Below are 19,236 nucleotides of genomic sequence, written 5' to 3'. Positions count from 1 at the left end.
ACGTGATAAAAAAACGCACTCCATCTGCGTCTTCCGACAAACCGGCCACCTTGCTGCGCAATCGAGCATCATAGAGTAACGTGCGTACGCAGCACATTGCCTGTGCATTTTTCGGTCTGAAAAAATGATACCTTCCGCCCCAGATGTGGTCGGAAAGGAGCAGGACCATGCTTGACACAGTCAACATCCGTACTGACGATATGCCCACCGAAATGCGCGTCTTGCTGAACGAGTATCCGCGCGGGGACTGGGACACCCATCCAGGCTTCCATGAAAAGACCCGCCATTGGCTTGGCGCGCACCAGATGTTTCGTCGGCTGGCCAGTCTGGTGCGGACGGACGCGCAGGCGTATCTGGACAAGGGCATTGCCCCCGAGAAATACGCAAGCCGCCTTTCTTATTATGGAAACGCGCTGGTGGCGAACTTGCACGGTCATCACGGCTGGGAAGATCACAGCTTTTTCCCGGAATTGTCGGCGACAGACCCCCGGTTCGATGCGGGTCTAGAGCTGCTGGAAAAAGATCACGCTGATCTTGATCAGGTTCTGGACAGCTACACTCGGACCGCCAACCGTGCGATTAAGCTGATCCAGCTTGATGAACGGCAAGCGCATGACGAGGTCGGGCGATTGCATGACACCTCGGAAGTGATCGAAGCCTTTCTGAACCGCCATCTGGGCGACGAAGAAGAGCTTGCCGTGCCCATCATTCTGCATCACCGTCTGAGAAGATGGGCGATCTGACGAAACAGGAAGATCAGGCGAATGCCGAAAGCCGCCGCGCACGGGGTGAATTCGTGCGTGGCGTCAGTGGATTCAGACACGCAATCGGTGACGCCGACTTTCCCGCGGAGGCGGGGCGCTATCACCTTTTTGTGGCGCTGAATTGTCCCTGGTGCCACCGGGTGACGCTGGCGCGGAACATTCTTGGACTTCAGGACAGCAGCACGATGGATGTCGCGTTTCCCAACAGAACAGAGGAAAGCGATCCCGAAGGTGCCAACAACTGGCAATTTGATCCGAGCCAGGTCGCTTCGCTAACCGGTGCACCACTGCCCGAATGCACCGGTGAAACCGGAACCGGGCGCAATCATCGGCTGGTCAAGGGCATATACGCGGCCGAAGGATCAACCGAACGGTCCGTTCCGATCCTTTACGACAAGAAACTCGGGCGGATCGTCAACAACGAAAGTGCCGAAATCATCCGGATGCTGGACCTGCATGCCGTGGAACTTGGCGGCGGCATTCCGGGGGTGAGCCATCCCCACCTGTATCCTCACGATCCGGATTTGCGCGCCGAGATCGACGACTTGAATACGTTAATCTACACCACAATCAATAACGGAGCTTACAAGGCCGGATTTTCTTCGGATCAGGAAATATATGCAGCTGCGTTCGAGGCCTATTTCGACACACTTTCCCAACTCGAAGCCCGCTTGGCCTCAGACAACCGGCCATTTTTGACTGGCACGTCATTCACCGAGGCCGATCTGCGCCTTTTCCCGACGTTGTTCCGCCACGATCCTGTCTATTACCTGCGAATGAAGCTGAACGGCGCAAGAATGCTTGACTACCCGCATCTGTGGCGCTGGCTCTGTCGGGTGTACGCGATGCCGGGCGTTGCTGAAAGCAACTCGTTGGTTCACTGCCGGCAGGGATATTTCGGCAGAAGCTGGAACGGCGTTGTTCCTCTGGGGCCGATCACACCTCTGCCCTACCCCAAGGCCTATCTGCACCCGGAACTGGCGGGTTAAAGCGTGCGCTGAAGGCCGCGCGTCCAGACCCCGCGTAGTCTGGTGGTATTATCAACATGCAATATGTCAGCTTGCGCACCGGCATTCAGCCTGCCCAGATGACCCGCACCGATCAGATCCGCCGGAATCAGCGTCGCCATACGAAACGCCTCTTCGACGGACAACTCTGCCATGTCGCTCACGTTCCTGATCGCTGTCAGCAATTCAAGATGCGCCCCGGCCAGAGTTCCATCCTCAAGCGTCAGTCGGTCGCCGTCACGCCGGATTTCCCTGCCGTTCAATGTGAACGAGTCAATCTCTGACCCTGCCGTCGCCATTGCATCACTGACCAGAAAAATCTGTCCGGGTCCGGTCTTTGCGCGGATGGCATTGCGTACCGATGCCGGATGAACATGGATACCGTCTGCAATCAGCCCGGCGGACAGACGGCCAAGAGCTATTGCCGCACCTACAGTTCCGGGTTCGCGATTGCCCATCTGACTTTGGGCATTGAACAAATGCGTGACGCAGCGCGCTCCGGCCTCTGCAGCCTTACGGCAATCGTCAAAACTCGCATCCGTGTGCCCCAAGGATACAAGAACGCCAGCACTAGACAGGGCCGTGATCTGAATGTCCGTTACGCTTTCCGGGGCAACCGTAACCTTCAACACCGGCAACCTTTCGGCTGCCCGCAACAGAACATCAAGATCTGGCACCTGCATCGGCCGTACAAGTTGCCCATCATGCGCACCCTTGCGGGACAGCGAAAGATGCGGCCCTTCCAGATGGAGACCCGCAATACCGGTAATGCCTTCGCCGATTGCCTGAACCGTGGCATCTATTGCATGCCCGGTAATCTCTGGTGTGTCTGTGATCAGCGTCGGAAGGATCGTCGTTGCCCCGATCCGGGCATGAGCATCAGCCATCCTGCGCAGTGTTTCGACATGTGGAGCATTGTTGAACATCACCCCGCCCCCGCCATTGACCTGAAGGTCCACAAAACCGGGCGTCAGCAGGCCACCGTCTAATTGCGTCACCTCTGCACCGTCGGGGACTTCCGCCTCGGGCGCAATCGCCACGATCTGACCGGCCTCATGCATCACTGCGTGACCGTCCAGCACTCCGTCCTCTGTCAGGATACGTGCGCCCATAAAGGCTTGCAGGCCAGTCATCATACGGTTTCCGTTACCTTGTTCAGGTGTCGCGGGGCGTCGGGGTCGATGCCAAGCGATGCCGCAAATGCCTCGACCATCGAATAGAACGAGACAATCAGGCTGACGGGGTCGGTCAGCGCATGATCTGTCCTCACAGATTCGATACACGCCGCCGCCTGAACCCTGTCTGTCGTGGCAAAAACGCGCGCGCCTTTTGCGCTGATCGCATCAGCGATTTCAGACAGCGCCGGTTCCGCCGCATCAGCTGCAGCGAAACACAGAACCGGGAATCCCTCTTCAACAATCGAAACCGGTCCGTGCAACACTTCGGCAGAGGAATAGCTTTCAGCGTGCAATTGGCATGTTTCCTTGAACTTCAAAGCTGCTTCGTGGGACACCGCCAGTGCCTGTCCCCTACCGAGGGTGAACAGAGAAGATTGCGCCCCGATTGCTTCGCGCACCTGTGGCCAATCTATCCGAGTCGCCTTTTCCAACTGCTTCGGCAGATTGCGGATCGCAGACAGCAAGGCCTCGTTCCTGTTCCAGTCAGCCAAAAGCCAGAGCCCGGCCACGACCGAGGTCACGAATGTCTTGGTTGCCGCCACGCTTAACTCTGGCCCGGCCTGAATATCAATCGTGTGCGCACTGGTTTTTGCCAGCGGCGAGTCGGGATTGTTTGTCAATGCTACGGTCATCGCGCCATCGCGACCGGCATTGGTGGCCATCGCCGTGATATCCGGGCTTTTCCCGGATTGGGAAACCGAAACGCATAGCCCACGGTTCAGTTTGAGCGTCGCATCATAGATCGAGCCGATGGACGGCCCGACGGATGCCACCGGTACGCCCAACAGAATTTCCGACGCGTATTTCAGGTAGGTGCAGACATGATCAGACGACCCTCGAGCCACTGTCATCATGAACGCCGGGTCTAGTGTCCGCACGGCCGTTGCCACTTGGCGAATGTCGTTCTCTCCAAGGCTCAGCAACCGTTCGACGGCTTCGGGAATTTCGTCGATCTCCTGACGCATTCGGGTTGGTAGGGTCTGCATCCGGCGTCCTAACTATTTGCAAAGCGCAGTTCGGCCACAAAATCATAGGCATCACCGCGATAGATGGAGCGGGTAAATTCTACGACCCGCCTGTTCGGCAAGTAAGATGTACGTTCAATTCTAAGACCGGCCGCACCGGGAGAGACACCCAACAGGTTTGCGTCCTCATCTTCAAGGTTGATCGCCGAAATGCGCTGCAAGGCACGCACCGGGCGGTTTCCACTGCTTTCCAGCACCTCGTAAAGCGAGGTCTTGACCTCAAGTGGATCGGGCAGAATATCGGTCGGCAACGAGGCGCGCTCAATCGCCATCGGCTTGTCGTTGGCACGGCGCAGCCGGGCGATCCGCGATACGGCTTCACCGGATGACAGGGCAAGGGCCATGACCTCCTCGGGGGAAGGCACATGTACACCACGCTCCAGCCACTCGCTGGATGAGCGCAACCCACGACGCATCATGTCCTCGGTGAATGAGGTGAGACGGGACAACGATTGCTCAACCTTCGGCGTGCCGTCCGAGACAAAGCTACCCGAACCCTGACGCTGTATGATGATGCCACGGTCAACCAGATCCTGCATGGCCCGGCGAACCGTGACACGGGACAAGCCCGTCAGGTTTGCAATCTCGCGCTCTGCCGGTAGCGGCGAGCTCTTGACCAGAACCCCTTTTGCGATGCTTTCTTCGATCCGCTTGCGCAACTGGACATATCTGGGGCCGGCGCTGTCCTGCATCCAACCGTCCGACTTCAGAAAGCTTTCGATTGTCTGAACTGTCATGCCGCGCCCTGCCGGTGTCTCTGGGCCAGCCTTTGCGCCAGCACCATCGCGCCATCCAGGGCGCTGCCTAACGGTGCAATGACTGATCCCGCCATTTCCGGTGGCAAGTACTGAACATAGTGAGGCGCCACCCCACCTATTGCGCAAATCGGCTCGCCGGTTGTCCATCCCAGAGATCGCAATACCACCATAAGATAGTCAGCCCCCCTTTGCATGAGATCCAGCCCGACTTTGTCACCCTTTCCGGCAGCACCCACCACTGCCGGGGCAAAGCTCGCGAAATCGGCCGGGCGCGCCTGTCCTGAGAATTCGACCAGACGCATCGGATCGTCGCCGAAACGCGCCGAAATCTCGTCGGTCAGGGGCGTGGAAGATCCAACACCATCCATTGTCAGCAGAACCTGCCGAAACAACTCCAACCCAAGCCAGTTCCCGGACGCCTGATCCCCAATCAAAGGGCCGTATCCACCCGCGAACCGGATTTCACCGCAATCCTGTCGCGCGAGAAACGAACCGGTTCCCACTCCTATCAAACTGCCCGTCCGATCCCCCAGCGCACCCACAACGGCGGACCGCCGGTCATCTTCAACCCCGACGATTCCGGACGGCAGGTGCCGGGCAACACGCCGGGCAACGGTCTGATCCGTGACGCCCGCCAACCCCGCGTAAACGGGTATGCCTTCCAGCTCAGCTGGATTGAGCCCGGCGGCTTCCATCAATCCGCGAAGGCCTTCCAATATCGTACCGATGGCGCGATCGAAGTCCGAGAAGACATTCGCACTGCCAAGTTTCAACTCATGGCGGCCCGCCGGAGTCGTCAGGGCGAACCGGCAGGAGGTGCCGCCGCCATCTATGGCAATCAAGTAGGGAAAGGACTCAATCATGTAAATACCTTTACAATACCTTTGAGCGCACCAAAAGGTATTTTTTAGCTAAAATTTATCCGCGGTTGGCACTTTTCCCAATTCATTAGGTGGTTTTTGAAAAAGAAAAGATGGACAAAAGGTATTGTAAAGGTATTAGATATGAGGGCCACGGGGGAATCGCATGAAGCCGCAAACGCCGCTAAAAACCGAAATGCTGCGCGATGCGGCGGTTGACTTGGACCTCAAGCCCAACCCGGAAATTCTGTCCTGCCTTCTGCAAGGGCAACAGGATGCCCTTGCATCGGTCGCCGGCAGCCTAAACGAAATTGCGGCGGGCGCGGAAATCCTCACAGAAACCATTCGGCAAGGGGGGCGCATTTTCTATGCCGCCGCAGGGTCCTCGGGCCTTATGTGCCTTGCAGATGCGGCAGAGTTGTCGGGAACGTTCGGATTGTCCCCAGAACGCATTCGGATTTGCATGGCCGGAGGTGTGCCGACAGATGCCGCGATGCCGGGGCATACCGAAGATGATGAAGCCGAAGCGCAAACCGCTGCACAGGACGTAACCGCGCATGACACAGTTATCGCCATATCAGCCAGCGGATCGACCCCGTTTGCAGTGGCGTTTGCGAAACTGGCCCGAAACTCAGGCGCGCAGACAATTTGCATCGCGAACAACCCTGATGCCAAGCTGTTCGCGCATTCGACCTGCGCAATCCATTTGCAAACTCCGCCCGAAATTATTGCGGGATCGACCCGCATGGGGGCCGCGACAGCGCAAAAGGCCGCGCTCAACCTGATGTCGACACTGATGGGTATTCGGCTGGGGCATGTCCTTGACGGCCTTATGGTAAATGTCATCGCCGACAACAAAAAGCTCAGGGCTCGCGCGCTGAGTATCGTGAAGAAAATTACCGGCAGCTCAGACACCTTAGCGCGGGATGCGCTGACACGCTCTGAGGGGCACGTGAAAACTGCCATCTTGCTGGCTGCGGGTGTCTCTGCACGCGATCGGGCGGAACAAATTTTACAGGATACCGGGGGGCAGGTCCGACCGGCACTGGAGCGCCTCAAAATCAATTTGCATCAACAGGGAGAGGAAACATGAACAGGAAGTCTTTTGGAGCAATATTATTGGCATCAACCGCTCTGAGTGGCGCGGCCTTTGCGGAAACGACACTAACGATCGAAAGCTGGCGCAACGATGACCTGACGTTGTGGCAGGACAAGATCATACCGGCGTTCGAGGCGCGACATCCTGACATCAAGATTGTATTCTCACCGCTTGCACCCACGGAATACGATGCCGCTTTAAACGCAAAACTCGAGGCCGGTTCGGCAGGTGACATAATCACCTGTCGTCCATTTGATCGGTCGCTCGGGCTGTATGATGGCGGGCACCTTTCTGACCTTTCCGATTTACCGGCAATGTCAAACTTCTCGGACGTGGCAAAATCTGCGTGGCAGACCGATGACGGCTCGGCCACTTTCTGCGTTCCGATGGCCTCGGTGATCCATGGCTTCATCTACAACAAGGACGCATTTAACGAGCTTGGAATCGAGGCCCCTCAGACCGAGGATGAGTTCTTTGCTGCGCTGGACAAAATCAGAGAGGACGGCACTTACATTCCGATGGCGATGGGCACGAACGACCAATGGGAAGCCGCCACAATGGGCTACAACAACATTGGGCCGAACTATTGGAAAGGTGAAGAGGGTCGACTTGCTCTGATCGATGGATCGCAAAAACTGACCGACGAACAATGGGTCGCGCCCTATGAAACTCTGGCGCGATGGAAAGACTATCTGGGCGACGGGTACGAGGCACAGACCTACCCGGACAGCCAGAACCTGTTCACGCTGGGACGGGCTGCTATTTACCCAGCGGGGAGCTGGGAAATCTCGGGCTTCAACACGCAAGCGGACTTTGAAATGGGCGCATTCAAGCCTCCGGTAAAGAACGCCGGGGACACGTGCTATATCTCTGATCACACAGATATTGGGATTGGCATGAATGCCGCGACCGAAAACCCCGAGGCGGCGCAAACGTTTCTGGCTTGGGTCGCGTCTCCGGAATTTGCGAATATCTTTGGTAACGCCCTGCCTGGATTCTTCCCGCTGTCCAACGAGCCTGTCGAACTGGAAGACCCACTTGCCAAGGAATTCGCAAGCTGGCGTGGGGAATGCGGGTCGACCATTCGCTCGACCTACCAGATTCTGTCGCGCGGCGAGCCGAACCTGGAACTGGAAACCTGGAACGCGTCGGCGAACGTTGTGAAAGGCACCGAAAGCCCGGCCGATGCAGGCCAGCGGCTGCAGGACGGTTTGGCTAGCTGGTACGCGCCACACCAGTAACCCATCCCTTATATCGAAGGCCTTCGGCTGATTGGCCGGGGGCGTTCCGAACCGCCGAGGCAGGCTATGGGCAACAGCCGAAACAAATGGCACATCGTGATTTTTCTGGCACCTGCGGTGCTGGTCTATACCGCTGTGATGATCTTTCCCCTGTTCAACACCCTGCGACTGGCGCTGTATACCGAGGTGGAACAGGTCCGCGTATTTGTCGGGCTGGATAACTTTCTGACATTGTTTGGTGATCCCAACTGGTCCGGGGCATTCTGGAATGCGCTTGGCAACAACTTCTGGTTCTTTTTCATTCACATGCTGGTTCAGAACCCGATCGGCATCGCTTTGGCCGCGATACTCAGCCATCCGCGCCTGCGCTATGCCGCCTTCTATCGCTCGGCCATTTTCATCCCGACGATACTGTCCTTTGTCATCGTGGGTTTCGCCTGGAAGCTGATCCTGTCGCCGATCTGGGGTATCGCCCCCGATCTGCTGAAAGCGGTGGGTCTGAAATCGCTCTATGCCCCGTGGCTGGGCAAGGAGGAATACGCACTGACCACGCTGGCGCTTGTGTCGGTCTGGCAGTTCGTGGGCATCCCGATGATGCTGATCTATGCGGCACTGCTGTCGATCCCCGAAGAAATTCTTGAGGCCGCCGAGGTTGAAGGTGTCACTGGCATGTCCGCGTTCTGGCGGATCAAACTGCCATTGATCCTGCCCTCGATCGGCATCATCTCGATCCTGACATTCGTGGGAAACTTCAACGCGTTCGACCTGATCTACGCGGCACAGGGCGCGCTGGCCGGGCCGGACTTTTCCACGGACATCCTCGGGACTTTCATGTACCGCACCTTCTTCGGGTTTCAGTTGCAATTGGGCGATCCGCACATGGGTTCGGCCATCGCCACAGCCATGTTCGGCATCATCCTGACCGGCGTCTGTATCTATCTTTTCCTGATCCAGACACGCATCCGCCGGTATCAGTTCTGAGGTGATAGTGATGAACAAGGCCCGCACAAACCCACTCAATATTGCCGCGATGCATGGGGCGCTGATCATATACACGCTGATCGCGCTGTTCCCGGTTTTTGTGATCCTGATCAACAGTTTCAAAACCCGCAAAGCCATCTTTCGCGAGCCGCTGGCGCTGCCAAGCTCGGACACGTTTTCGATGATCGGATACCAGACGGTGATGAAACAGGGGGATTTCTTCCTGTATTTTCAGAACTCGATGATCGTCACCGTCGCCTCGCTGTTCTTCATCCTTCTGTTCGGGGCCATGGCCGCTTTTGCCCTGTCCGAATACCGGTTCCGGGGCAACACCCTGATGGGGCTGTATCTGGCGCTTGGCATCATGATCCCCATCCGGATCGGTACTGTCGCTATCCTTGAGATGATGGTGGCCACCGGACTTGTGAACACGCTTTGGGCGCTGATCCTTGTCTATACCGCGCAAGGGCTGCCGCTGGCCGTTTTCATCTTGTCCGAGTTCATGCGGCAGGTCAGTGACGATCTGAAGAATGCCGGGCGTGTCGATGGCCTCAGCGAATATACTATTTTCTTCCGCCTTGTTCTGCCGCTGGTGCGACCGGCAATGGCGACGGTTGCGGTATTCAACATGATCCCCATCTGGAACGATCTGTGGTTCCCGCTGATCCTTGCACCGGCGGAAGAGACCAAGACACTGACACTTGGCAGTCAGGTCTTCATCGGGCAATTCGTGACCGACTGGAATGCGGTTCTGTCTGCACTCAGCATGGCGATCTTGCCGGTCATGGGCCTCTACATCATCTTTTCGCGGCAACTCATCCGCGGCATCACTTCGGGAGCGGTCAAATGATCCGTGTACTGATTGCCGGACTGGGCAATATGGGGCTGAGTCACGCCCTTGCACATCACAATAACCCTGACGCTGAAATCGTGGGGCTGATCAACCGCTCGGGCGAAGTCTCGCATCCGGCGCTGCAAGGGTATCCGGTCTTTACGGATTTCAACACCGCTTTGTCACGGACCCGGCCCGAACTGGTGGTCATCGCCACCTATTCAGACACCCATGCGGATTATGCTTGCGCGGCAATGGATATCGGCGCGCATGTCTTTGTTGAAAAGCCTCTGGCCACCACTGTTGCAGATGCCCGACGCGTCGTAGCCAAAGCAAAGGAAACCGGCCGCAAACTGGTCGTCGGATACATCCTGCGACACCATCCTTCGTGGATGCGCCTGATATCCGAGGCACGCGATCTTGGTGGTCCTTATGTCTTTCGCCTGAACCTGAACCAGCAATCGGACGGCCCTACATGGGAAACGCACAAGATGCTGATGCAAACGACCTCTCCCATCGTGGATTGCGGCGTGCATTACGTTGACGTCATGTGCCAGATCACAGATGCCCTGCCCGTTCGCGTGAACGGAATGGGTTTGCGCCTGTCAGATGAGATTGCCGAGGACATGTATAACTATGGCCAGTTTCAGGTGGTCTTCGCTGACGGCTCCGTGGGCTGGTACGAAGCGGGTTGGGGGCCGATGATGTCCGAAACTGCGTTTTTCGTGAAAGACATCATCTCGCCCAACGGTGCAGTTTCGATCACCGAAGGCAACAAGGGCGCATCCGATGACGTGGACGGCCATACCCGGGTCGGTGGCATTCTGGTCCATCGCCCCTCGGGCGATCACCTGATCGAGATGCAGGGCGAGCCGGATCATCAACAGCTTTGCGATGCGGAACAGGACTATATGCTGCGCGCGATCTCGCAGGATATCGATCTGACCCGCCACATGAGCGACGCGGTACAATCCTTGCGCATTTGTCTGGCGGCAGACGAAAGTATCCGAACCGGACAACCGGTTGACCTGAAGGAGGCGTAACGTGACCGCGCTGAAACTATCCAACGTTTGTAAGTCATTCGGCTCGGTCGAGGTTCTGAAAAACATCGACCTCACGGTAGAAGAAAATGAGTTTGTGGTGTTTGTCGGCCCCTCGGGCTGCGGCAAGTCGACCCTGTTGCGCGTCATTGCCGGGCTTGAGGATGCGACGGAAGGAACGGTCGAAATCGACGGCGAGGTGGTAAACACCACTCCCCCCGCCAAGCGTGGGATCGCGATGGTATTCCAATCCTACGCGCTCTACCCGCACCTGACCGTCCGGGGCAATATGGAGCTGGGGCTGAAAAAGGCTGGACATCCAAAGGCTGAAATTCAGCGCCGGATCACCGAGGCCGGCCGGATGCTGTCGCTGGGGTCGTATCTGGAGCGCCGCCCGGCCGAATTGTCCGGTGGTCAACGGCAACGGGTGGCAATCGGTCGTGCCATTGTGCGCAATCCCAAGCTGTTTCTGTTTGACGAGCCGCTCTCCAATCTCGACGCGGCATTGCGGCTGAACACCCGCATCGAAATTGCCAACCTGCACCGGCAGATCAGTGCCAGCATGATTTACGTGACCCATGATCAGACCGAGGCCATGACACTCGCCGACAAGATCGTCGTTCTGCGTGACGGTCAGGTTGAACAGGTGGGCAGTCCGATGGAGCTGTACAACAACCCCGCCAACCGGTTTGTGGCGGAATTTATCGGGTCCCCGGCGATGAATTTTGTTCCTGCGGACCGAGTTGGCAGGGCTCAGGGTCAGCTGGTGGGCATCCGCCCCGAACATGCCCGGCTGAGTGACACCGGGCCCCTGTCAGGCACTGTCGTACATGTTGAGAATCTGGGGGCGGATACAAATATCCTTGCTGATATCGGAACGGAAAAACCCTTTACTGTCAGGGCCTTCGGACAACATCAGGTTGAACCCGGCGCGGCGGTCGCGATCGAATTTGATCAGGACAAGGCGCTGTCCTTCAGCCCTGAGGGACAAAGGGTTCCGTAGCCACCCCCTCAGGATCAATCGGGATGAAACCGGGGTTTTCGTTTTTCCAGAAAGGCCGACATCCCCTCTTTTTGGGCCGGTAGCCCGTACAGCGAGTGATACATCTGCCGCTCGTACCGGATACCGGTCTCAAGCTGGCTTTGTTCGGCCAAGTTCACACAAGACCGCGCCATTTGCACAATATCCGGAGCATACCCTGCTATCGTCTGCGCCACGTCTTGCGCAGTTTCGATCAATGTGTCCTGCGGCACAACGCGGCTGACCAGTCCCATCTGCAGGGCCTCATGCGCGTCGATCATGCGCCCGGTCAGGATCATGTCCATCGCCCGCGCCCGCCCGATCAGCCGCGTCAGGCGTTGTGTACCTCCGATACCGGGAATGCATCCGATCTTGATTTCAGGCTGCCCGAACCTTGCAGTGTCCGAGGCCAGAATGACGTCGCACATCATCGCAATCTCGCACCCTCCGCCTAAAGCATATCCACTGATGGCCGCCACTTTTGGAATGCGCAGCGCGGCGAACCGGTCCCATCCTCCAAAGAAGTCGCTGGCCTGCATGCTGGCGTAGTCCTGAACAAGCAGTTCACCGATATCAGCCCCGGCAGCAAAGGCGCGATCGTTTCCGGTCAGGATCAGGCAGCCGATATCCGGGTCAGCGTCAAAGGCGGTCGTCGCCTTCAACACCTCGTCCATCACCTGCGTATTCAGCGCGTTCAATTGATCGGGCCGGTTGAAACGGATCGTCGCAACCCGGCCCTGTGTCTCGGTTTCAATCGTTTCATACATGTTCAACTGTCCCAGATTGCGCCATAGGCCGGGATGCCCAGGCTTTCCATGTCATGCACGACCTTACGGGTCAGCTTCTGGTTCGAGATCACAATGACCGCCTCGGCCCCGCTGTCCCGCACCGCCTGCAAGGCCAGCGCCGACAGGTTCGGCTTGCCCTGCGTGTCAGTGTCCCAGATCAGCGGGTTTTCGGTATGCGCCTCGATCTCGTCCACGAGCGCATCCCCATATGTCTTGCGCGGGCTGCGCGTGGACCAGATCAGGCGGTTGGGTACCTCACCCGCCAAAAGATGCGGCAGGATCGGTCCAATGCCGGAACCTGTGCCGACATAGACGACCCTTTTGAACAACACCTCAATCCGCGCCACGCCTGATGTGGTAATGCCCTTGACCCAGACCTTGTCCGGCGGGCTATCGATGAACCGCCCGGTCCAGTCCCCCGCCCGGCTGATCGCCAGCCTGTATCCAGCCTCATTCGGTGCCGGGATGTTGGCGAACGAATGATACTCGCCAAAGGGGGTATGACTGATCGCATTGGAACTGCCGGGAAATGGTGTATCGCCATAGTCAAACCGCGCCAGAACGGCATGGTTGGAAGGCTTGACGATATCAACCTTGACCCTCTTCAGGGTTAACCATGGCGACAGGATCGACAGCGTGATCAGGCACAGCATCCAGAAGGCGGGGCTGTGCAGCAGATCTCCCCCCATATCCCGTGTGATCGACACGGTTTGCCCCCAGAACAAGCCCAGAACCGTCCACCCGACAAAGCGGTGAATTTTCTCGAACGCGTTGTGAAACCGGGCGCGGATCGGACCAAGGGCCGAGATGACCATCACGGTCATCAGCACCACCATGGCTGCACTCAACCCCAGCGTCAGATCCGAAGGGACCACACCCCCGCTCAACCGGTTCCGGATCATCGCATAAAGAAGAAATCCGAACCAGATCGTGCCTGCGACCGTTCCACCCGAATGCAGGCCACCGAAATGAAACACCTTTCCGGCCCCCCAGCGTATCCATAGTGGCCAGGAAACCGGCACGCGGGTTGCCAGCCAGAATAAGGCGTTGATCACCCTTTGCTGCCGGATCAGAATTCCGAAGCTCAGGTTGATCAACGCCATGTCCGCAATGGGACTCAGTGCGTACTCGTTACCAAAGAACCAACGCCCGTCGCGCAGCCCCAGCGCAAACACACTCAAATTCAGGACTGCCACGAGGAAAGCCAGACGGCGGTATTCCATCAGTGCGGGATGCCGGGTGATCCGCCGCCAGTTCAGGGCGCGGGATTCCAGATTTGTCGCTTGGGTCGTCATCTGGTCAGCTCCGTATCTGTGGCGGTCATATGGTCCTGCGCCAGCTTCAGCAGCAGACGCTTGTCCAGTTTTCCGCGTGGCGTGCGCGGCAGGCTCTCCATCGGAAGCACCAACGCCGGAGCGCAGTAGTAAGGCAGGCGGTCGGACACCGACTGCGCGGCCTGTTTCGGGCAGGCCGTGGCCGGTGAGATAAAGCTGACCAGATTGCGGTCGTCATATTTCAGTGTCACCGCCTGTTGGCAGCACGGCGAGGCCTCCAGCGCATTGGTGACACCATCCAGCTCGACGCGAAAGCCACGTATCTTGACCAGATCGTCCACGCGCCCGAAATGCTCCAACTCTCCATCTTCCGTCCAGCGGCCCAGATCGCGGGTGCGGAACATCATGTGGCCGGGCCGGAACGGATCGGGGCGATAACGGTCTGAGGTCAGATCGGGATTTGCCAGATACCCCGCAGTCACACAGTCACCGCCTGCCCACATCTCACCCTTGTGACCCATCGGCAGTGGGCGCAGGTCCTCGTCCAGAATATAGACGGTATTGTTCGGTGTCGGACGCCCGATTGACAGGACCGGTTTATCGGGAAAATGCGGCTCGGCCGTATTGATGATGGTCGTTTCCGTTGGCCCACAGGAGTTGTAAAAGGTGCAAAACGATGACCAGGCATCGGCCAGCGGGCGCGGACAGGGCTCACCCGCCACAGCGGCCACTTTGATTTGCCGGCACCGGGAGTGATCCAGCGAATTCAGGATCGACGGTGTGGCAATCAGCACATCGACCTTTTCCGCCGTTTCCTGAATGGACTTGCCGCGAATGACAAGCGTCGCACCGTTGGACAGCGCCCCAAGCGTCTCCCATGCCGCCATGTCGAATGCGATCGAGAGGATCTGACCGACCTTCAACCCCGGGCGCATTCCCAGATCGCCGGGTGCGGTCAACAGAATGTTAGCCAGATTGGCGTGTGTGACCTGCACTCCGTTCGGGACACCCGTTGTGCCCGAGGTAAACAGGATCATCGCCAGATCATCCGGCAAGGCGCGAAATTCGTCGCCCACAGGCACCGGCGCATCCAGCATTGGATCAAACATCACCGTGTCAATTGTGATCAGCGTCTGATCGGCCGCCACGGGCACCTGATCGACCAGTTCGCTGAGGCTCAGCAGCACTTTTGCCCCGGTGACATCGGCGATGTGGCGCAGCGTTTCGGACGGCGCTACGCCCACGTGTTGCGGCACATATGCAGCGCCAAGCTTCATTGCGGCGACAATTCCGACCACCATTTCGACTGAGCGGCGTAAATAGAGGCAAACCGCATCACCACGTTTGACACCATGGGCGCGCAGCACACCTGCCAACCGGTTGGATGCCTCATCCAGCGCGCGATAGCTCATCTTATAGCCACCGCACTCAACAGCGTCCGCATCCGGCTGCGTGCCCAACTGGTGAAGCACTGCGTCTGCGATCGTCGCGTACCGAGGCTTGACCTTGGGCCCCCAGCCAAACCTGCGGAACTGCGCACGGTCCTGCGGGCTGAGGCGCGACAAGGCGTTGTTATCAGGCGCACAATCAGCCGTTGACGGTGTAAGTGGCCGAAATTCCTTCAAATGATTGATGACTATATCTTGCATGGCGGTCTCACTTTCTAGTGGGTCACGCCATATTGATAATGGGAAAATTTCCCATTACACTTCACGTTCAATCACACATCGGTAACGAAACCGTTGAATGTGCAGTCAAATAGTAAATGTTATCCGCCTGAAAGCCCATAACTAGTAACACGATGTCAAACGGCCCTGATAACCCATTCGATTCCGCCCTGGCCGCGCTGCTGGCCCCGCTGGCGCAGGCCATGGTCGCGCATGGCGTAACCATTGGCACGGCGACCGAGGCAATGAAGAAGGCGTTGTTGACAGCCGCGCTCGAAACCTCGGCAGAACCGCTCAGTGACAGCAAAGCCAGCCTTTTGACCGGCATTCACCGCAAGGATGTCAAAAGGCTTCGTGATCCGGAAAGTGATGTTGCCGAGAGGCGCAGTTGCAACGCAGCGGCACTGGTCATCAGCTATTGGGCAACGTCGCCGGAGTTTCAGGATAATTCCGGTTCACCACGTGATTTGCACCGCAAGGGTGACGAGGACAGCCCGGGTTTTGACGAGCTTGTACGCCATGCACGTGTCGACATGGCCCCGGGAACTGTTTTGCAGACCCTTGTGGATCAAAATATTGTGCAGTTGCAGGCAGACGGCGCTTTCCGGTTGCTGACCCACGCCTTTCTGCCGTCGGGCGGCAGTGCCGAACAGGTGGCGGCCTATCAGGCCACCTTGTCGGCACACCTGACAGCCGCCACCCAAAACCTTCTTGCGGATCAGGACACACTCAGAAACTTCGACCGGGCCGTTCGATACTCGCACCTTTCGCCCGCTTCGATCGAGGAATTGCGCGAAACTTCAAGCCAGCGGGCGCAGGCGTTGCTTCAGGACATCAACGCATTGGCACGCAAATTGCAGGACCGCGATCAGGACGGCGATCACAGGGGCCGCTTTGCAATGGGCGCCTATGTTCTGCCCTCACCGGACAAAGGTAAGGAGACATGATCGTGTTTCTGCGCATTTTGGCTGCAATCCTGGCTATGACTGCATGGATCGCACCGGTCACAGCTCGGGACAACGAAGACCGCGAAGGCGGGATCATCGGAACCGGTATTGTCGGCACAATCACCGATCTGGGCAGTATCGTCGTGAATGGGCTGCATCTAGAGATCACAGACGACATGCCCGTCGACGGGGCCATTCCGGCAATGAACGCAAGCGAACTGCGCCCCGGCCACACCGTCGCGATTGTGGCCGAGCGGCAGGGTGACAATTGGTATGCGCGGAACATTCGGCAGGTATATCCCCTTGTCGGGGAGATAAGCGCCGCGTCCGAAGCCGGGATAACCGTGATGGGCACCGAGGTCGAGTTAATCGATCTTTTGCCGGATATTAAGGTCGGGGATTGGGTCGCAATCAGCGGATTGTGGCAAGGGCAAAAGGTAAACGCATCAATGATCGAGCGGTTGCCCGGCGCACAGTCCGAGGCGCGGCTGAGCGGAACCTATCTGGGCCCGGATCGCAACGGCAATGACGTGGTTGGAGATACCGTAATCACCGGGATCAGGCCCAGCCATCTGAAACCGGGTGATCTGGTGCGCGTCTTTGGACGGCCGACACCGAACGGGATCGATGCAACACGTCTGGAAACCCATTTATTCGGCGAAAGGGTCGGAGTGGTTCAGGTTCAGGGATACTACTCCACCCCGAAGCCAGATGGCCTTTATACAGTTCTGGGCAGTGGCCTTGTGGCATATACCGATCAGCCCGAGATGATTGACAGGGGTACCAAGATCATCGAATGCGGGGAAAACGGTCGCTTGGGCAATGTAATGGCCGATCCCTCCGGATCCGAGCCAGACAACCGAGTTTTGCAGGAACTGGGGTGCTGATCCCGACCCAACCTGCCCGGCTGTCAGAACTGATGTTCCAGCCCGGCCTTTTGCAAGCTGCGCATCAGCTTTTCCCGGAACGTGTCGTCCAACCGCCAGATCGACAGAGTTTCAGGGGCTTTGGCTGCAAAATCCGGTTGCAGGTCCAACAGATTCTGTAGTGCATCCCGCGCCTGTTCCCGGTTCCCAAGCTCGGCGTGCAATGCTGCACGCCACAGGTGTGTCCAAAAGAAATTCGGCATTTGTATCCGGTCCAGCACGGCCAGAGCCTGCATATATTCGGACTTATCAAACAAATAGAAGACGCGTGGAAAGTGATACCAGTGCGGATGCACCGGATTCAGGGCGATGGCGCGATCCACGATGGCAAGGCCTTCGTCCCAGTTTCCGCTAAAGGCAAGCCGCATACCGTAATGTGCAAGTATGGTTGCATCATTGGGGTTCAATTCCATGGCCCGTTGTCCGGCCTGACGAAAGCCGTCGATCTCACCAAGAACGAAACGCATGTTCGCCAGCATAAGATGGGCTGTGGCCAGATTGGGATCGGCCTGAACCGCACGCTGTGCCGCTGCTTTGGCGGCATCCAGAATCCGGGCAGGATCACCGGCGAGATTGAACCGGATCTGTTGAAGATAGAGGTTCGACAAAACCGCCCAGGCCTCGGCATAATCCGGGTTTTGTTCGACCGCTTTCAGAATACAGGCCTTGACGTCATCGTGGCGATCCAGATCGATGGTGATCTGATAGCTGTAGTAATCGAGAACGCAGTCATAGGCATCCCGGTCATGGGGCGGCGTTCGGGTGGCCGTCTGCATCGCGCCTTGGGTCAACAGACCGTATTTCCCGGCAAGCTGGCCCGTCACATCACGGACTACCCTGTCCTGCACGTCATAAATTTCGCCCGGTGACCGGCCAGTGACGTAACTGCGGACCCAGATGTACCGCCCGGCCTTCATATCTATCAGGCGGGCCGACAGATGCAGCGCATCGCCCGCTTCCAGAACGCTGCCTTCCAGTGCAAAATCTGCGTTGAACTCGGCTCTCAATTCCTGAGGATCGGTCTGACCGTTGCGAAACCGCTCGACGCTGCCAAGTGGCAGAACCCACAAATCGCGAAAACGCACCAGTTCCGTGGTCAGTTGCTGCGTGACCCCATTGGCAAAAACCTCGGGCGCGGCTCCAAGGGACTCAAACGGCAGCACCGCAACAACCGGCCCGCTGGGCAGGTCTAAGTCGTGCGCAGACGCGGGATCAGTTTGGCCAAACCCTGCAATCCGGGCCCAGACGATGCCACCGGCCAACACGATACAGATCGCCATGACCGCAAGCACCAGGCGCTGTATCGGAGCATTTGGTGCGCGTTTGACGTCTGCTACGTCAGTGGTCGGTGGGCGCGCGATCACCGCATCGAAACGGGGCGCATATCCACCTTTGGGGATAGACAAGCGTATCGGATCGTCCCGTCCGGGACCGGCATAGTAACTGTCGATGTCCTGCCGCAACCGCCGCGCTTCAAGCCGAACAATGGGGTCGATCTGCTGATCGAAACTGGCATCCCTGCCAAATACTGACATGGCGATTGACACGCCTTTGATCTGTTCGGCGCGGCCGGCCAGATGTTCTTCGACCACATAGGTCAGAAACGCCCGCCGCTGTGGGGTGGCGGCAAAATCGGGATGGTCCAGAAGACGTTGCAACTGCTCCCGGATGTCGCGTTCCGAAATGGTCAACCTAATGATCTCCGATCTGAACAGATCTGTGAAAATGGCCAAAAACATCAGTGTTTTCACGGTCATACATTGGTTGGGGTGCAGGTAGCAACATGTTCGAACTTCACCCCTGCGTTTGTATGGCTAGGACGGGCGAA

The 19,236-nt window shown here is 57.8% G+C and carries 18 protein-coding genes; 10 read left to right on the top strand and 8 right to left on the bottom strand.

Annotated elements, in window-relative coordinates; all coding sequences use genetic code 11:
- Positions 1 to 167 precede the first annotated feature (167 nt).
- Together ACR0D6_RS19955 and ACR0D6_RS19950 are read left to right on the top strand one after the other, a co-directional pair.
- Positions 168 to 743, top strand: a complete 576-nt coding sequence (locus ACR0D6_RS19955) for a hemerythrin domain-containing protein (protein ID WP_480766807.1) — start codon at positions 168 to 170, stop codon at positions 741 to 743.
- On the top strand, positions 731 to 1,753 hold the full coding sequence (locus ACR0D6_RS19950) for a glutathione S-transferase C-terminal domain-containing protein (protein ID WP_480766806.1): 1,023 nt from the start codon (positions 731 to 733) through the stop codon (positions 1,751 to 1,753). The genes ACR0D6_RS19955 and ACR0D6_RS19950 overlap by 13 nt, the downstream gene beginning before the upstream one ends.
- On the opposite strand, the gene nagA is transcribed toward ACR0D6_RS19950, so the two are convergent.
- From nagA to ACR0D6_RS19930, 4 genes are read right to left on the bottom strand one after another with little or no spacing between them, the layout of a single operon-like run.
- Positions 1,750 to 2,907, bottom strand: a complete 1,158-nt coding sequence (gene nagA / locus ACR0D6_RS19945; RefSeq protein WP_480766805.1) for an N-acetylglucosamine-6-phosphate deacetylase — start codon at positions 2,905 to 2,907, stop codon at positions 1,750 to 1,752. The two genes, ACR0D6_RS19950 and nagA, sit on opposite strands and share 4 nt — an antisense overlap.
- Positions 2,904 to 3,935: an SIS domain-containing protein gene (locus ACR0D6_RS19940; RefSeq protein ID WP_480766804.1), complete on the bottom strand. Its 1,032-nt coding sequence runs from the start codon at positions 3,933 to 3,935 to the stop codon at positions 2,904 to 2,906. Before ACR0D6_RS19940 ends, nagA begins: the two co-directional genes overlap by 4 nt.
- Before the next feature lie 8 nt (positions 3,936 to 3,943).
- Positions 3,944 to 4,711, bottom strand: coding sequence for a GntR family transcriptional regulator (locus ACR0D6_RS19935; RefSeq protein WP_480766803.1), 768 nt, complete (start codon positions 4,709 to 4,711; stop codon positions 3,944 to 3,946).
- Positions 4,708 to 5,595, bottom strand: a complete 888-nt coding sequence (locus ACR0D6_RS19930; RefSeq protein WP_480766802.1) for a glucosamine kinase nucleotide-binding domain-containing protein — start codon at positions 5,593 to 5,595, stop codon at positions 4,708 to 4,710. Before ACR0D6_RS19930 ends, ACR0D6_RS19935 begins: the two co-directional genes overlap by 4 nt.
- Before the next feature lie 163 nt (positions 5,596 to 5,758).
- Between ACR0D6_RS19930 and ACR0D6_RS19925 the strand changes: the two genes are divergently transcribed.
- The 6 genes from ACR0D6_RS19925 (at position 5,759) to ACR0D6_RS19900 (ending at position 11,788) form a co-directional block, all read left to right on the top strand.
- Positions 5,759 to 6,685 (top strand): N-acetylmuramic acid 6-phosphate etherase, encoded by a 927-nt coding sequence (locus tag ACR0D6_RS19925; RefSeq protein ID WP_480766801.1) that lies wholly within the window; start codon positions 5,759 to 5,761, stop codon positions 6,683 to 6,685.
- Positions 6,682 to 7,932 carry an ABC transporter substrate-binding protein gene (locus tag ACR0D6_RS19920; RefSeq protein ID WP_480766800.1) on the top strand — a complete coding sequence of 417 codons (1,251 nt, stop codon included), beginning with the start codon at positions 6,682 to 6,684 and terminating at the stop codon, positions 7,930 to 7,932. Before ACR0D6_RS19925 ends, ACR0D6_RS19920 begins: the two co-directional genes overlap by 4 nt.
- A 66-nt stretch (positions 7,933 to 7,998) precedes the next feature.
- The gene (locus tag ACR0D6_RS19915; RefSeq protein ID WP_480766799.1) at positions 7,999 to 8,913 is read left to right on the top strand and encodes a carbohydrate ABC transporter permease; all 915 of its coding nucleotides are present in this window, start codon (positions 7,999 to 8,001) and stop codon (positions 8,911 to 8,913) included.
- A 10-nt stretch (positions 8,914 to 8,923) separates the two neighbouring features.
- Positions 8,924 to 9,763 carry a carbohydrate ABC transporter permease gene (locus tag ACR0D6_RS19910; RefSeq protein ID WP_480766798.1) on the top strand — a complete coding sequence of 280 codons (840 nt, stop codon included), beginning with the start codon at positions 8,924 to 8,926 and terminating at the stop codon, positions 9,761 to 9,763.
- Entirely contained in the window at positions 9,760 to 10,788 is a 1,029-nt protein-coding gene (locus tag ACR0D6_RS19905) for a Gfo/Idh/MocA family protein (protein ID WP_480766797.1), read from the top strand. Before ACR0D6_RS19910 ends, ACR0D6_RS19905 begins: the two co-directional genes overlap by 4 nt.
- Before the next feature lies 1 nt (position 10,789).
- Positions 10,790 to 11,788, top strand: coding sequence for an ABC transporter ATP-binding protein (locus ACR0D6_RS19900; protein ID WP_480766796.1), 999 nt, complete (start codon positions 10,790 to 10,792; stop codon positions 11,786 to 11,788).
- 14 nt (positions 11,789 to 11,802) lie between these two features.
- Here the strand turns inward: ACR0D6_RS19900 and ACR0D6_RS19895 are convergent, their stop codons facing one another.
- From ACR0D6_RS19895 to ACR0D6_RS19885, 3 genes are read right to left on the bottom strand one after another with little or no spacing between them, the layout of a single operon-like run.
- The gene (locus ACR0D6_RS19895) at positions 11,803 to 12,573 is read right to left on the bottom strand and encodes an enoyl-CoA hydratase-related protein (protein WP_480766795.1); all 771 of its coding nucleotides are present in this window, start codon (positions 12,571 to 12,573) and stop codon (positions 11,803 to 11,805) included.
- A 2-nt stretch (positions 12,574 to 12,575) separates the two neighbouring features.
- On the bottom strand, positions 12,576 to 13,889 hold the full coding sequence (locus tag ACR0D6_RS19890; RefSeq protein ID WP_480766794.1) for a ferric reductase-like transmembrane domain-containing protein: 1,314 nt from the start codon (positions 13,887 to 13,889) through the stop codon (positions 12,576 to 12,578).
- Positions 13,886 to 15,517 carry an AMP-binding protein gene (locus ACR0D6_RS19885; RefSeq protein WP_480766793.1) on the bottom strand — a complete coding sequence of 544 codons (1,632 nt, stop codon included), beginning with the start codon at positions 15,515 to 15,517 and terminating at the stop codon, positions 13,886 to 13,888. Before ACR0D6_RS19885 ends, ACR0D6_RS19890 begins: the two co-directional genes overlap by 4 nt.
- A 152-nt stretch (positions 15,518 to 15,669) precedes the next feature.
- On the opposite strand from ACR0D6_RS19885, the gene ACR0D6_RS19880 reads away from it, so the two are divergent.
- Positions 15,670 to 16,482, top strand: a complete 813-nt coding sequence (locus ACR0D6_RS19880; RefSeq protein ID WP_480766792.1) for a DUF6502 family protein — start codon at positions 15,670 to 15,672, stop codon at positions 16,480 to 16,482.
- Positions 16,479 to 17,369 (top strand): DUF5666 domain-containing protein, encoded by an 891-nt coding sequence (locus ACR0D6_RS19875; protein ID WP_480766791.1) that lies wholly within the window; start codon positions 16,479 to 16,481, stop codon positions 17,367 to 17,369. The genes ACR0D6_RS19880 and ACR0D6_RS19875 overlap by 4 nt, the downstream gene beginning before the upstream one ends.
- A gap of 23 nt (positions 17,370 to 17,392) precedes the next feature.
- Here ACR0D6_RS19875 and ACR0D6_RS19870 read toward each other — a convergent pair whose 3' ends face one another.
- On the bottom strand, positions 17,393 to 19,099 hold the full coding sequence (locus tag ACR0D6_RS19870; RefSeq protein ID WP_480766790.1) for a hypothetical protein: 1,707 nt from the start codon (positions 19,097 to 19,099) through the stop codon (positions 17,393 to 17,395).
- Positions 19,100 to 19,236: the final 137 nt, after the last annotated feature.

It is taken from the genome of Ruegeria sp. BJ6, assembly GCF_056537885.1.
This window is presented reverse-complemented; position numbering and strand designations above follow the sequence as displayed.

Bases quoted from the DNA above. Each gene is read 5' to 3' on its own strand.
- ACR0D6_RS19940 (WP_480766804.1), bottom strand. From the start codon at position 3,935: ATGCAGACCCTACCAACCCGAATGCGTCAGGAGATCGACGAAATTCCC.
- ACR0D6_RS19875 (WP_480766791.1), top strand. From the start codon at position 16,479: ATGATCGTGTTTCTGCGCATTTTGGCTGCAATCCTGGCTATGACTGCA.
- ACR0D6_RS19955 (WP_480766807.1), top strand. From the start codon at position 168: ATGCTTGACACAGTCAACATCCGTACTGACGATATGCCCACCGAAATG.
- nagA (WP_480766805.1), bottom strand. From the start codon at position 2,907: ATGATGACTGGCCTGCAAGCCTTTATGGGCGCACGTATCCTGACAGAG.
- ACR0D6_RS19915 (WP_480766799.1), top strand. From the start codon at position 7,999: ATGGGCAACAGCCGAAACAAATGGCACATCGTGATTTTTCTGGCACCT.
- ACR0D6_RS19925 (WP_480766801.1), top strand. From the start codon at position 5,759: ATGAAGCCGCAAACGCCGCTAAAAACCGAAATGCTGCGCGATGCGGCG.
- ACR0D6_RS19930 (WP_480766802.1), bottom strand. From the start codon at position 5,595: ATGATTGAGTCCTTTCCCTACTTGATTGCCATAGATGGCGGCGGCACC.
- ACR0D6_RS19920 (WP_480766800.1), top strand. From the start codon at position 6,682: ATGAACAGGAAGTCTTTTGGAGCAATATTATTGGCATCAACCGCTCTG.
- ACR0D6_RS19950 (WP_480766806.1), top strand. From the start codon at position 731: ATGGGCGATCTGACGAAACAGGAAGATCAGGCGAATGCCGAAAGCCGC.
- ACR0D6_RS19910 (WP_480766798.1), top strand. From the start codon at position 8,924: ATGAACAAGGCCCGCACAAACCCACTCAATATTGCCGCGATGCATGGG.
- ACR0D6_RS19935 (WP_480766803.1), bottom strand. From the start codon at position 4,711: ATGACAGTTCAGACAATCGAAAGCTTTCTGAAGTCGGACGGTTGGATG.
- ACR0D6_RS19890 (WP_480766794.1), bottom strand. From the start codon at position 13,889: ATGACGACCCAAGCGACAAATCTGGAATCCCGCGCCCTGAACTGGCGG.
- ACR0D6_RS19895 (WP_480766795.1), bottom strand. From the start codon at position 12,573: ATGTATGAAACGATTGAAACCGAGACACAGGGCCGGGTTGCGACGATC.
- ACR0D6_RS19905 (WP_480766797.1), top strand. From the start codon at position 9,760: ATGATCCGTGTACTGATTGCCGGACTGGGCAATATGGGGCTGAGTCAC.
- ACR0D6_RS19885 (WP_480766793.1), bottom strand. From the start codon at position 15,517: ATGCAAGATATAGTCATCAATCATTTGAAGGAATTTCGGCCACTTACA.
- ACR0D6_RS19880 (WP_480766792.1), top strand. From the start codon at position 15,670: ATGTCAAACGGCCCTGATAACCCATTCGATTCCGCCCTGGCCGCGCTG.